At 36.0% G+C, this 14,266-nt stretch carries 13 protein-coding genes; all 13 read right to left on the bottom strand.

All coding sequences use genetic code 11. The annotated features are described in order from the left end of the window. Window positions 1-4: 4 nt before the first annotated feature. The 13 genes from OWO01_RS14675 to OWO01_RS14615 all read right to left on the bottom strand — a co-directional run bounded on the left by OWO01_RS14675 (window position 5) and on the right by OWO01_RS14615 (window position 14,177). Window positions 5-1,369 carry a replication initiation and membrane attachment family protein gene (locus OWO01_RS14675; protein ID WP_268781225.1) on the bottom strand — a complete coding sequence of 455 codons (1,365 nt, stop codon included), beginning with the start codon at window positions 1,367-1,369 and terminating at the stop codon, window positions 5-7. A 203-nt stretch (window positions 1,370-1,572) separates the two neighbouring features. Next, window positions 1,573-2,040 carry a transcriptional regulator NrdR gene (nrdR, locus tag OWO01_RS14670; protein ID WP_268781224.1) on the bottom strand — a complete coding sequence of 156 codons (468 nt, stop codon included), beginning with the start codon at window positions 2,038-2,040 and terminating at the stop codon, window positions 1,573-1,575. 91 nt (window positions 2,041-2,131) lie between these two features. Then, the gene (locus tag OWO01_RS14665) at window positions 2,132-2,512 is read right to left on the bottom strand and encodes a cytosolic protein (RefSeq protein ID WP_268781223.1); all 381 of its coding nucleotides are present in this window, start codon (window positions 2,510-2,512) and stop codon (window positions 2,132-2,134) included. A gap of 245 nt (window positions 2,513-2,757) precedes the next feature. Further along, a complete protein-coding gene (gene speD / locus OWO01_RS14660; RefSeq protein ID WP_268781222.1) occupies window positions 2,758-3,135 on the bottom strand; it encodes an adenosylmethionine decarboxylase in 378 nt (125 codons plus the stop codon). Between the two features lie 251 nt (window positions 3,136-3,386). Next, window positions 3,387-3,983 carry a dephospho-CoA kinase gene (gene coaE / locus OWO01_RS14655; RefSeq protein ID WP_268781221.1) on the bottom strand — a complete coding sequence of 199 codons (597 nt, stop codon included), beginning with the start codon at window positions 3,981-3,983 and terminating at the stop codon, window positions 3,387-3,389. Between the two features lie 25 nt (window positions 3,984-4,008). Next, complete coding sequence (ytaF, locus tag OWO01_RS14650) at window positions 4,009-4,638, bottom strand: sporulation membrane protein YtaF (protein WP_268781220.1); 630 nt, start codon at window positions 4,636-4,638, stop codon at window positions 4,009-4,011. 89 nt (window positions 4,639-4,727) lie between these two features. Further along, window positions 4,728-5,558: a DNA-formamidopyrimidine glycosylase gene (mutM, locus tag OWO01_RS14645; RefSeq protein ID WP_268781219.1), complete on the bottom strand. Its 831-nt coding sequence runs from the start codon at window positions 5,556-5,558 to the stop codon at window positions 4,728-4,730. A 17-nt stretch (window positions 5,559-5,575) separates the two neighbouring features. Next, the gene (gene polA, locus OWO01_RS14640; RefSeq protein ID WP_268781218.1) at window positions 5,576-8,212 is read right to left on the bottom strand and encodes a DNA polymerase I; all 2,637 of its coding nucleotides are present in this window, start codon (window positions 8,210-8,212) and stop codon (window positions 5,576-5,578) included. Window positions 8,213-8,562: 350 nt separating this feature from the next. Further along, complete coding sequence (gene pnpS / locus OWO01_RS14635) at window positions 8,563-9,942, bottom strand: two-component system histidine kinase PnpS (RefSeq protein ID WP_268781217.1); 1,380 nt, start codon at window positions 9,940-9,942, stop codon at window positions 8,563-8,565. After that, complete coding sequence (locus tag OWO01_RS14630) at window positions 9,942-10,634, bottom strand: response regulator transcription factor (protein WP_268781215.1); 693 nt, start codon at window positions 10,632-10,634, stop codon at window positions 9,942-9,944. Before OWO01_RS14630 ends, pnpS begins: the two co-directional genes overlap by 1 nt. Before the next feature lie 482 nt (window positions 10,635-11,116). Next, window positions 11,117-12,388, bottom strand: coding sequence for an NADP-dependent isocitrate dehydrogenase (gene icd, locus OWO01_RS14625; protein ID WP_268781214.1), 1,272 nt, complete (start codon window positions 12,386-12,388; stop codon window positions 11,117-11,119). A 43-nt stretch (window positions 12,389-12,431) separates the two neighbouring features. Then, window positions 12,432-13,547, bottom strand: a complete 1,116-nt coding sequence (citZ, locus tag OWO01_RS14620) for a citrate synthase (RefSeq protein WP_268781213.1) — start codon at window positions 13,545-13,547, stop codon at window positions 12,432-12,434. Between the two features lie 165 nt (window positions 13,548-13,712). Next, window positions 13,713-14,177 carry a DUF441 domain-containing protein gene (locus OWO01_RS14615; RefSeq protein WP_268781212.1) on the bottom strand — a complete coding sequence of 155 codons (465 nt, stop codon included), beginning with the start codon at window positions 14,175-14,177 and terminating at the stop codon, window positions 13,713-13,715. Window positions 14,178-14,266 lie beyond the last annotated feature (89 nt).

Genomic DNA, 14,266 nt, shown 5'->3' with positions numbered 1-14,266 from the left:
CTCCCTATCTATCTTTTGATTTTTGTTCTTTATATTTTCGCAGCATTGCACTCACATCTTCTTTTGGCTTGTCCACTTGCTGTTTACTTGTTTGTTCTTTTTTGGTTTTTCCTTTTTTCTGTTCTTTAAACCATTCTGGAACAACTTCCTTCTTGCCAGAAGAAAAAGATTTATAATTGGTTTTCTTATTTCCCCACTGTTGGTACTTGTTATGCTCTGATTTGGCTAATGTCATGGCTTGATGAGCCGTTTTTACGTTCTTCCGTGCCCAATGGCTAGCAATTTTTTCGAGATAGGATTTTGTTAGTTTCATGTCTGTTTTTAACATCACATAATGAATCAGTACGTTCATTACAGCTGGTGGAATTCCTTGTTTGTCCATTACATCGGCAATCATCTTTAAATCTTGGTTGGATGCTTGATTTCCATGGGATAAGTCTTCTAATAGCTGCTTCGGACTAATGGTTTCCATTGTTTCAATAAACTGTTCTTGTTTCGTCTTTTTGTCTTTCTTACTGTTACTGTCAACAACTTTTTCTTTTTGATTCACTTGATTGGATTCGACGGTAGTTGAAGGAATAATTTGTGCAAGATCTAAGCAAGCTGCTTTGAATTCGTTAGGATCTAGCTGATTTTCACTTGTAAGTGCCCATAGAATTGCTTTTTCTAATTCAACACTAGTTAGTTGATACAGTACCGTCATTTGTTCCATTAATTTCATATTCTTGATCGTCAATATATTTGTGGCTGGCAACATTCGTTGTATCAACATTTGGTTGATTAGCTCCCAATCAATCGTTTCATTTCCTAGACTAGGTCCACTATTCTCCACTGGTTCACTTGATTGATGTAATTTTTGACCTTGTATTCCAGTAATTTGTTGAAATACTTCCGCAAAGTTTGCCGTTACATTTTTTCCTTTTTTCTCTTCTGTTTGCTTACTATTCGTGAAAGAATGCTGCAATCGATCAAATTTCTCAGGACTTAATTGATGGTACAATAATTGTGATAGCATACCATCTTGGAAAAAACGAAGAGGATCACAAGGTGAATCGAGTTGATACGTATAGATTGTTTGTTCTAAGTCCTCATATTTAAAAGTACGAATTAGCCCAATAGCCTCACACTTTAACCGTGCATCATAGATATCGGGAAGAGACATATTCATGTTTTCCATTAAAAAGTGATGGGTATGGAGCTGTTCATACATTATCTGTGTGTGTAAAGTTAGATATATTGAGATTGGTCTGATACCAATAATCGGTTGGTATAATTGAAACAGGGACTGGATATGCAACGTAGTTAATTGATTATTCCCTTGTACTTTATATCCATCTGATGGTAATAACTTCCCTATGTGTTGTTGCATCTATCCTACCTCCCAATTTAATAAAGCGAAACTTCAATCAGTGAGGGATTAACCCACTGATTGTTAACACAAAAGGCCTTTGAAGCCTTCGGGATGCTAGCGTCCCTTACTCCCTCTTATCATACTTTACTTTTTTATTCTTTTGAAGTAGGAGTCTTACGAGCGGTTTGCTCCGGGGAAAAACAAAAAAGAGCCGGATTGGCTCAGGATTTATCTTCGGAATGGTTAATTAAATCTTTTAACTCATCAAGAAAAACGCTTATATCTTTAAACTGACGATAAACAGAGGCAAATCGAACATAAGCAACCTCATCAATGGAGGAAAGGCCATCCATAACGAGTTCCCCTACTTCTTTACTCTGTACCTCCGCTATCCCACGACTACGCAATTCCTTTTCCACCTCTAAGCCCAATTGCTCTAACTGCTCCAAAGCAACAGGTCTTTTTTCACAGGCTTTTATTAGGCCGCGAATTAGCTTTTCCCGACTAAATGCCTCTCGAATACCTTCTTTTTTCACAACAATTAACGGAATTTCTTCCAAACGTTCAAACGTGGTAAAACGGAATTCACAAGCTTCGCATTCTCGTCTTCTTCGAATAACTTGTCCTTCCTCAATAGGTCGAGAGTCAAGTACTTTTGTATGTTTTTCGTTACAATTTGGACAGCGCATCTCTATTCATCCCCATCCTTCTTACCTTTACATAAGATCTTACCAAGGAGTGCCTAATGCGTCAACTTGACGACATTCCCTAGTTACTTCTTTATTTATCTAGCAATGTCATCTCTTTTTTTAATTCCTCATACAACTTAGGAATCAATTTATGACTGTAGCCTAAATCAAAGAAAGCTCCTTCAGTAGTAACCGAAAAATCAATTGCGGTACGAAATGGCTTGACCATAATAATAGTAACGATTACAAAAGCTTTTCGTTTCCCTTTATAGTTCAAACTTATCTCGCCATGTGGAAGCGAGGTAGCGATGATTTCGCACCCTGGTTTTCGTTTGAAATAGTCTGTAACAAAATCAAACGCTCGATCTTTCGTTGTTTTAAAGTAATGTGTTTGTAAATCTTTGTCCCAGTGATTTTCTTTTGTTTCCGAGTGATTGTTAAAATACTTATTTACTTTTTCTCTAAAACCCATTTTTCCATACACCTCTTTTTATTCATTCACTACCATTTCAATCGATCAAATTATGTATAATTGCATTATGCTTATTATCCTATCATAACATGTTTTTTAAAAGAAAACGATAACAAAGGCAGACTTTACTTGTTTTTTTCGTATCTTAGTACAATGAAGAATTCAATTCTTTTGTAACAAGAATATTCTGCTATTTCAAAAACCCCTCTTTGCTGTAAGAGGGGTTTTATTCATAACTATTCTTATTATAACACATTGCTTACTGGAACTTGAACTGGTCCCATACCGCGTGGCACTTCTACTTTTTCACACTTTTTGGAACCAAGTGCCTCGGAAATATAATCACATGCGACATTAGGATCAATAATATCCCCACATGTATAAACGTCAATACTTGCATATCCATGCTCTGGAAAACTGTGTATCGTTAAATGTGACTCAGAAATTATTACTACTCCGCTTACACCTTGGGGCGCAAATTTATGAAAAGCCACTTCTCTAATCTCTGCACCGGCTTTTAATGCTGCGTCAACAAAAATTTGTTCAATTCTACCCATATCATTTAACGTGTCTATATTACAATCCCACATTTCAGCAATTACGTGTCTACCCATTGTATCCATTTTATCTTCCCCCTAACGATTCGTTATCCCCCAAATGTTGATGCCTGATTTTCCACGGGGGAAAGTTAGTCCAAAGAGATCCTAACCCTTTAAGAAATCATAACCGCATCTATTTGAAAGTATACCTTTTTTACCTTACACAAAAACCACTAATTTATTCATGTGCAGAAAAAGTATATATCGAATCATTACGTTTGGCAAGATTTTTTTCTACTTTTTTCATCAAATAGTAGATAGACAAAATGGCTTATTTAACTTTTTAATAATGTAAGCAGTTGCAAACATTGATGGTGTGTATTTTCGTAACTTTTGTTATTATCAATCACAAAATCTGCAATTTTTGCTTTTTCTTCTATCGACATTTGGGAAGAAATTTTTTTCTCCGCTTGATCCTTTGTTATTGAATCACGTTTCATTAACCGTTGTAATTGCGTTTCTCTTGTTGTATAAACGACGACTGTTACATCGACAATAGGAGCTAAATTCATTTCAAACAATAAAGGAATATCCAAGACAATGAGTGGATATTCTCTTTCTATATACATTTGTTTTTTTCTAATCAACTCTTGGATAATTTCTGGATGCACGATGTCATTTAATTGTTCCCTTTTATGTTGATCGGAAAAAATTATTTCTCCTAATTTTGCTCGATCTAGCTCCTTGTTCTGTTGTAAAACTCCTGTACCAAAGGTTTCAATAATTTGCTCGTATGCAAACCGACCGGGTTCTACTACTTCTCGAGCAATTATATCAGCATCAATAATTGGCACACGATGTTCTGCAAATATCTTTGCTACTGTACTTTTTCCTGTAGAAATAGATCCCGTTAAGCCGACCGTTTTTGTCATGTTTGCACCTCATTTGTAGAGCCTTTTATATGATTCTAAATAAGCCAAGTAAAATTAACAATATCCCTGGGATAAACCGCAAATAGGAAACTTGTTTTGTGTGTGAGAACATGGCGCCTGCTTTTAAACCCATAAACAAGAATAAACTTGTCGCCACGCCAATTCCTATCACAGATAATAAAGACATTCCAATTAAGGCAGCGCCTACGCCTGCTGCAAATGCATCAATGGATAAAGCAATTGCTAGCAAAACAACCTCCATCCCAGATATATTGCCTGATTTATCGATGTCTGCTACCAATGGTTTTTTTAATATTTGGATGACAATCCCTAAAGATTTAATTTCAAATTTAAAGTGGAATGGCTCTGGTTCTTCTTCTTTTCTTTCTGACCGAAAAAAAGATAGTACTGCCCAGATACCTAACATGATTAATAAACCTCCACCAATCAGTTCTGCTATTCGTTCTGATAACACGGTAGCTATTAATTCACCGACAGTCATTGCAACCAAGAAAACAATAGCTGAAACCACTCCAATAATTATGATGGAACGGATAAATAAGGTTGTTTTTCTTAATCCGTACGTAAAAGCGACCATGAAACTATCTAAGCTGACTGCAAAAGCCAATAGCAACATTCCAAAAAATTCTTCCATGCCCCAAAACTCCTTCTCCATACATATTCAGCTCAAAATACTTCTGAGATAGTATATGGGCGAAGGATATAGGTGTGCAGTTTTTTGCTTTATTCTATTGGTTGGCACTTTTTACAATAATGTGTACCACGGTTGGAAACTTTTATCTTCATAATTGGTTCCCCACAACGTTTGCAAGGCTTGTCTTCCTGACCATAAGCATATAGTTGTTGTTGAAATAATCCAATCTGACCTTGACTATTTACATAACTACGAATGGTTGTACCACCTTGTTCAACGGCTTCTGCCAAAGTTTCTTTCGCTTCATTCATAATTTTTTGAAATTCTACTTCTGTTATGGTATCACCTGTTCTAAGTGGATGAATTGCTGCACGATACAATGTTTCATCCACATAAATATTACCTAACCCCGCAATAACTTCTTGGTCTAACAAAATATTTTTAATCGCACGCTTACTATTGCTGACACGAGGATAAAGCAATTCCAATTTATACTCCAGCTCAAAAGGATCAGGCCCCACTTTTTTAAGCGGGTTAACTGTTAGTTCTTTTCCTTTTGGGTATAAATGCATCGTTCCGAACTTACGAACATCATGGTAACGCAATGTTTTTCCGCTCTTCAAATGAAAGATCACATGAGTATGCTTATCAACCGGATCACTTTCCGGAAAGACACCATATTTCCCTTCCATTCGCAAGTGCGACACAAGTGTATAGTCCGTAAGTTCAAACATTAGAAATTTCCCTTTTCGGTGAATGTCAATTATGGTTTGATCTTTCAACTGTCGTTTGAAAATTTCTGGTTCCAATGGCTCTTTAATAATCTTTGTCCAATGAATGGTTACATCGGTAATTTGCTCATTGGTTACTAATGCTTGTAATGTTTTTCGTACCGTTTCTACTTCTGGTAATTCAGGCATCGGTGTAATCCTCTCTCTTATTTTGCATGAAACCATGTCTTGCCATACGAATAATCAACTTTTAATGGAACAGCCAATTCCACTGTGCGCTCCATCATTTGTGGAACAAGTTCTTTTAGTCGTTCGACTTCTGACTCTGGTGCTTCTAAGATCAATTCATCATGAACTTGTAACAGCACTCGTGCTTGCATGCTTTCATTTTTCAGTGCATGATCTAAATCAATCATTGCTTTTTTAATAATATCTGCAGCACTACCTTGAATCGGTGTGTTCATTGCAGTACGCTCTGCAAAGCTACGTAAATTAAAGTTGCGACTCGTGATCTCTGGTAAATAGCGTCTGCGATTCATGATCGTTGTCACATAGCCGTTTTGTTTTGCTTGCAATACTATCTCATCCATATATTGTTTTACACCAGGATAGCTATCGAAATAACGCTCAATAAATGCTTTTGCTTCCTTTCGTGTGATCCCTAAATTTTGAGATAACCCATAGTCACTTATTCCATAAACAATCCCGAAATTGACTGCTTTTGCTTGTCTTCGCATTAATGCATCGACTTGATCTGCTTCAACATGGAAAACATCCATCGCTGTTCTCGTATGAATATCCATATCTTCTTTAAAGGCTTGAACCAATTTTTCATCCTTTGCAATGTCTGCTAATACACGTAACTCAATTTGAGAATAGTCCGCAGCAAAAATAATCCAGTCCTCTTTAGAAGGGATAAATGCTTTACGTATTTTCCGACCCTCTTCTAGTCGAATCGGTATGTTTTGTAAATTCGGATCTGTTGAACTTAATCTGCCTGTTTGAGTCAAAGCTTGATTAAATCGTGTATGAATTTTTCCGTCGTCATGAATTACTTTTAACAATCCTTCAATATAGGTAGATTGTAATTTCCCTAATTGACGATATAAAAGTAATTTCGGAATGATTGGATGCTTGTTTTCCAATTGTTCTAATACATCAGCAGAGGTAGAGTAACCTGTTTTCGTCTTTTTGATTACAGGTAGTTCAAGCTTCTCAAACAAAATTGGTCCCAATTGCTTCGGTGAGTTTAGGTTAAACGTTTCTCCTGCAAGTTCATGTACTTCTTTTTCAATCGTATCTAATCGTTCTTTTAATTCTACTTGCATTACCTCTAATTGAGATCGATCTACTTTTACTCCTGTTGCTTCCATTTCCCCTAATATTAATGCAAGCGGCAGTTCTAGTTCTTTAAACAATTCTTCTTGTTGATTTGCGATTAAATCCTCTTCTGCTTTTTCTTGCAGAACTTGTAATGCCATTGTTTTACGTGCAACATGATCAACGAACTTTTCTTGTTCAGGTACTTTGAGTTTTGCTCCTTTTCCGTAAACTTCTTCATCAAATAACACTTGTTCAAATCCTAAACGATGACTAATTGCGGGAATGTCATGATTGTTTTCGGATGGATTAATCAAATAAGAAGCCAGCAATAAATCAAATCGAATGCCTTTAATCGAAATACCTTGATTTAATAATGCCACCGTCACTTTTTTGGCATCAAATACGGATTTAGCTTGTTTTGGATCTGCTAACCATGTTTTAAATTGGGGTGAAGCTAAGGCTACTTCTGTTGGTACAAAATAAACAGCCGTTGAATTGGCAATACCAAAACCTTCTATCTTTGCTGTATGATAATTTTCCGTAATCATTTCAACAACAAGAGATTCGTCTCCAGTGAACGTGATATCACTAATATCTTCAATAATTGTTGCGTTTATTTCTTCCAACTCTACTTCCTCATTAATAGTACTAGAATCTTCACCAGAGACCTTATCAAGTAAGGATTGAAAGCCGAAATTTTTAAATAAAGAACTTAATTTGTTGGCATCATAACCTTGATAAGCGGTATCAGATAAGTTTAGCTCAATTGGAGAATCACAATTAATCGTGACTAGATCTTTGCTCATAAAAGCTGCTTCTTGATTTTCGGTAAGCTTTTCTTTTAGTTTCTTCCCACTCACTTGATCAAGGTTGTGAAAAAGTTCTTCTAGTGTTTCAAATTGTTTTAGTAATTTAATTGCTGTTTTTTCTCCTACTCCAGGGACACCGGGGATATTATCAGAACTATCTCCCATTAATGCCTTCATATCAATAATTTGCGATGGATCAAGTTCTATTTTTTCTTTCATAAAGGTTGGGGTATATGCCTCAATAACACTCAAACCTTTTTTCGTTAATTGAACCTGCACACGATCGGATACTAACTGAAGCATATCCTTGTCCCCTGATATGACGCGCACATCCATTTCCGCCTCTGCACCCGCTTTTGCCAGTGTGCCGATAATATCATCTGCTTCATATTGTTCTAACTGGTAATGTTTCACTGAACTCGCATCTAATAATTCTTTTACCAAGGTAAATTGTTCCGATAACTCTGGTGGGGTTTTTTGACGACCACCTTTGTATTCTGCATAGGTTTTATGCCGGAATGTCGTTTTCCCTGCATCAAAAGCTACCAACATATGCGTCGGTTTTTCGTCTTCTAAAATCTTCAATAACATTTTTGTAAAGCCAAAAACAGCGTTCGTATATACCCCTTTGTCATTACTTAATAATGGCAAGGCAAAAAACGCACGATATAATATACTATTTCCATCGATTAAGACTAATTTTTCTTTCATCGGTTACACAAACTCCTTTATGTACAATTGTTATCATCTATTTTATCATGTTTGTTCTGAAATAGAAAAAGTGAAGACTTTGATCAATTTCTGTTTTCGATAAATGTTTTACTATCTGTCTTAATCTTGATAAAGTGAAACTTCAATCAGTGGGAGTTTTTAAATGATCCCTCACTGATTGCTAGTAGAACCATTCGAGGTGCTAGCGTCCGTTACTTTCACTTAAACAACTTGGAATTCTCCTTGTTTTGAAGCGGGAGTCTTATGGACTGTTGCTCCGGAATTAAAGTTTGTGAACATCAAAAATACCACAGAGACACAACGTCTGTGGTATTTTCCTGTTCGTTTTACTATGTGATGGACGTGGGCAGAAGAACAGTGAATGTTGAACCTTTGTTAAGTTCACTCTCCACTTGGATCGAACCATCGTGTGCTTCTACAATATGTTTAACAATTGCCAGACCTAACCCCGTTCCACCTGTGTTCCTACTTCTTGCTGGATCCACTCGATAAAATCGTTCAAAAATACGACTGCATTGTTCTTTTGGAATACCAATTCCATTATCTGCAACACTAATTTCAACACGCCCATCTTGCTGCTTCACCGTTAAAATTACTTTCCCCTCATTAGGCGTATAATTTATCGCGTTATAAAGCAGGTTTGCAATCACTTGTTTTAATCGTTCAGAATCACCAAACAAGGTAATGCCTTCTTCAATATTCGTTGAAAAAGTAATCGATTTTTTTACTGCTTGTGATTCAGCTAATTCTGTAATTCCCTCTACTAGTTCAGTAATTGGGATTTTTTTTATTTTCAACTGAAGCTCTTCTTTTTCCAACTTTGATAATTCTAACAAATCATGCACAAGCGCCTGTAATCGTGCACTCTCATTATAGATAATTTGGATGAATTTCTTTTGGATTGATGGATCTTCCATTTCCTCATCTAGAATTGTCTCTGCAAAACCTTTAATTGAAGTGATCGGCGTCTTTAACTCATGTGATACATTGGCCACAAAGTCCTTACGCATTTGTTCTACTTTTTTCAGATCGGTAATATCGTGAAAAACTAAAACGACACCTCTTAAATCTTTTACTTCATTAAAAATTGGTGCTCCAACAAATTCAATATAGCGTTTTTCCTCTATCGCTTCTAACATGATTGCATCTTTTATTTTTTGTTCATATAAAAAAGCTTCTTGTACTGCCAGATATACTTTCTCCTGCTCCATTACATCATAATAGAGTTTTCTGTTGTACGCGCTCTCAGTTCTACCAAACAATTCAATAAATTTTCGATTAACAAGATTAACATAGCCTTGTTCATCAATTAGCATTACTGCGCTTTCCATATTGTCAATTACTGTACGTAATTGTCTTCCTTGCAATTTTTCTAGACGATTTAAATCTTGTAAATTTCGTGCAAGTTGATTAATAGAATTCGCCAGTGTCCCTACATCTCGATTATAGTCTTCATATGCTCGAACTTGATAATTCCCTTTTACAAGCTCATCCATAACTTTAGTTGCTGATTTCACTGGTTTAATATAGTTAATAAATAACTGATATAAGATCACACAAAAAACAAAATAACTACCTACGAGAATAAGTATCACAACAACGCGATCACTTCCCTCGACTAATGGCAGTAATAAAACACTCATAAGTAGAAAAATACATGTAATGATAATTGTGTACGCTACAAATGATCGTACGTTCGTCTTCCCCATTAATTAGGTTCCTCCATCTTGTAACCAAGACCTCGAATGGTTTTGATATAAACTGGTTGCTTTGTATCTGGTTCAATTTTTTCACGTAAATGGCTAACATGAACATCAACAATTCTCGTATCACCTGTAAAATCATAATTCCATACTGCACTTAATAATTGATCTCTAGATAACACTTTTCCCTTATGTTTGGCTAAATATAATAATAGTTCAAATTCTTTTCTCGTAAAGGAAAGTACTTGTTGATCCATGGTCGCTTCATATTGTTCTGGATAGATTACTAAATCGGAAATTTTTATGAATTGAGTTTGAGCTTCTTGGTTTTTATTTGTCCTTCTTAATATCGCTTTAATTCTAGCAACAACTTCTTTGGGACTAAACGGTTTTGTAAGATAATCATCCGCACCGAGTTCTAAACCCAGTACTTTGTCAAATTCATCATCTTTTGCTGTAAGCATGAGAATGGGTGTATCAATTTGTTGTTGCCGCAATTGTTTACAAACCTCTGTTCCTTCGATACCAGGTAACATTAAGTCTAAGATAATCAAATCAAAGGATTTTGTTTTGGCTAGGTTTAACCCGTCAGTTCCAGTCATCGCTGTCTTTGTTTCAAAACCTGCCTTTTCTATATTATATTGCAACAAAGTAACAATTGATTCCTCATCATCAACAATTAATATTTTTTTACTCATCGTCTAACCCCCACATTATCTTTGTTAACTTCATCTTACCTTTTAGCTTATCGATTGTGAATAGTTAGAGTTAAGAAAAATGACAGAAGTATGTAAAATAAAATTTACAATATTAATAGTTTGTAAATTTTATTGATTAAAAGGAGGTGGTTCGCTATTTATAAAGGTGAAGGAAGAATGTTTTTTATTGAATTTAGCGGACATATGATTTTTGTGTGCATCTTTTTGATTTTACGTGCATTCTCCACCATTTACGTGCATCTTTTCGGATTTGCGTGCATCCTCCACTATTTACATGCATCTTTTCGGATTTGCGTGCATTCTCCATGATCTATTTTCATTCTCTAAAGTTTGGCTCCATATTTCTAAATTTCTATCGATCTGAAGCTGCTTTTGTTCAACATTTAAATCTAAAATCACAAATAAAAAAACTCCCCCGAAAGCATCTCTACCGATATGCCAACGAAGGAGTTCTATATTACCTAACCCATATTTTTGATTAGTTCATCAGCGAATGCTGAAGTTTTTACTTCGGTTGCTCCGTCCATTAAACGAGCAAAGTCATAAGTTACAACTTTCGAACCAATTGTTTTATCCATTGATTTCGTAATTAAATCAGCTGCTTCATTCCAGCCAAGGTGCTCAAGCATTAATACACCTGACAAAATAACAGAGGATGGATTTACTTTATCTAATCCAGCATATTTTGGAGCTGTTCCGTGTGTTGCTTCAAAGATAGCATGTCCTGTTACATAGTTGATGTTCGCACCAGGTGCAATGCCGATTCCACCAACTTGTGCTGCAAGTGCATCTGAAATATAATCCCCATTTAAGTTCATGGTAGCTACAACATCAAATTCTTTTGGACGCGTTAAAATTTGTTGTAAGAAGATATCAGCAATGGCATCTTTCACAATAATCTTGCCAGCTTCTTCAGCAGCTTGTTGTGCTTCATCAGCAGCTTGACGGCCTTTTTCTTCCACAATTTGATCATATTCACCCCATGTGAATACATGCTCACCGTATTCTTGTTCAGCCAATTCATAACCCCAGTTTTTAAAGGCACCTTCTGTAAATTTCATAATGTTACCTTTGTGTACTAAGGTGACACTTTTACGACCTTCTTTAATTGCATAATCAATAGCCGCACGAACAATACGTTTCGTACCTTCCTCAGAAATAGGCTTTACACCAATTCCAGAGGTCTCTGGGAAACGAATGTTTTTAACACCCATTTCATTTTCTAAGAAATCAATTACTTTTTTCACTTCATCAGAACCGCTTTCCCACTCAATACCAGCATAGATATCTTCAGTGTTTTCACGGAAAATAACCATGTCTGTGTCTTCAGGACGTTTAACAGGTGAAGGAACACCATCGAAATAACGTACTGGACGCAAACAAGTAAATAGATCTAATTTTTGGCGAAGCGCAACGTTAAGGGAGCGAATTCCTCCACCAATTGGTGTCGTAAGTGGACCTTTGATTGCAATTTTATATTCACGAATGGCATCTAGTGTTTCTTCTGGAAGCCATTCACCTGTATTATTAAAAGCCTTCTCACCAGCAAGAACTTCTTTCCATTCAATTCCTTTTTCACCATTATATGCTTTTTCAACAGCAGCCTCTAGCACTCTACTCGCTGCAGCCCAAATATCAGGACCCGTACCATCACCTTCTATGAAAGGGATAATAGCATGATTAGGAGTTTTTACCACTCCGTTTTCTACTGTAATTTTTTCACCTTTTGACATATTAATTCCTCCTATATGTATTTATTTTTAGAAAAACACAAATTTATCTCTGTTCAACTGGCTTATACTCTTGTTGAACTTCACCAACAAATTCAGCACGAGGTCGAATCAAGCGATTATTATCATATTGTTCGAGCATGTGAGCCACCCAACCGGATGTTCGGCTCATGGCGAATATTGGCGTGAACAAATCATGATCAATCCCCATACAATGATAGGCAGATGCTGAATAAAAATCAACATTCGCAGGGAGACCTTTTTCTTTTTTCATGTATTCTTCAATTTTCACAGACATATCATACCATTTCGATTGACCTGTGATCTCTGTTAATTTTCTCGACATTTCTTTTAAATGCTTTGCACGAGGATCTCCAGTACGATAGACTCGATGTCCCATCCCCATTACCTTTTCTTTATTAGCAATTTTATTTTTTACATAAGGAATAGCATTATCGACTTCTTCAATTTCCATTAACATACGAACGACTTGTTCGTTTGCACCACCATGCAAAGGTCCTTTTAGTGCCCCGATTGCTGCTGTAACACCTGAATATAAATCAGATAATGTTGCTACACAGACTCTAGCCGTAAAAGTTGAAGCATTTAGTTCATGATCCGCATGTAATACAAGCGCTTTATTGAAGGCTTCTACTTCTAATGCTTCGACATCAGGACCTTTCAACATTCTTAAGAAATTCCCGGCATAACTTAAGTTTGGATCTGGAGCAATTAACTCCTTATTTTGGCGAAGCCTTGCCAATGTTGTAATAACTGTAGCTATTTTCGCTTGTAACCGGATAGCTTTCCTGAAGTTGGCCTCTTCACTCATGTCATCGACTTCCGGGTCATATAATCCAAGCAAAGAGATTGTTGATCTCAACACAGCCATTGGATTTGCGGTTGATGGATCAAATAATTTCAGATGCTCAATAATTTGATCAGATAATTCCATATTTTCTAAAAGTTCAGCTTGAAATTTCTTTAGTTCTATTTCTGTTGGGAGTCGTTTATACCATAGCAAATAAACAACTTCTTCAAAGCTAGCATGTTCAGCCAAATCGTCAATAGAATAACCGACATAAGTTAGTTGGTCGTCAATAATCGAAGTAATCGATGATTCTGCAACAATAACACCCTCTAGTCCTCTCGATGCTGACATATAATTCCTCTCCTTTTACCATCAAATTCTGAAATAAAACTCGGCAGAGCTGAATTCATTATAAAGACTTTCCCCTATTTATCTCTTTTGTTCCCTCGTATTAACAATCACTGAGGAGGAATAAAAAGCCACGGATTGAAGTTTTACTTTTCCCCAATAATTTGTCTATAAAACAAAAAAATCAACAATTCTCATAATCATATAAGCAATCCCTGCACCAATTAAAGGCCCTACTGCAACACCCTGAAAAAATACAACGGCTATTAGTGTACCGATTACAAGAGCCGTTGTTAAATGCGGGTCATTTGCTAATAAATCCAACCCACCGCGCGCAACAATCGCAACAAATATACCAGATCCTAAAGCAATCCAACCATAATAACTCTTCACACTATCTAAAAGTTCACGAAAACCTATTTCACCATTGGCAATCGGAATTAAAACAGCTACTGTTATGATCGTAACTCCCCAAGTCATTCCTCGATCTTGAATATGTGGAAAAAGTTTTTCATCCATTTTCAAAAGTTGTAATCCAAACAAAATGTATACAGCAATCATAATTGTTTGATTTTTACCTATGTAACCTAAAATAAATAATATGAGCAAAAATAGTGTCGATTGATTAAACATCCTACGCCTCCTAATCGGATAAAGTTGAAAGGCGATCAACTTTAATATTATCACAAAACGCAAATAATAGAAAATATATACACAATTAT

The sequence above is a fragment of the Natronobacillus azotifigens genome (assembly GCF_026805325.1).
Taxonomy (GTDB): Bacteria; Bacillota; Bacilli; order Bacillales; family Amphibacillaceae; genus Natronobacillus; species Natronobacillus azotifigens.
Note: the sequence above shows the minus strand (reverse complement) of the source record. Positions and strands in the feature narration are given on the sequence as shown.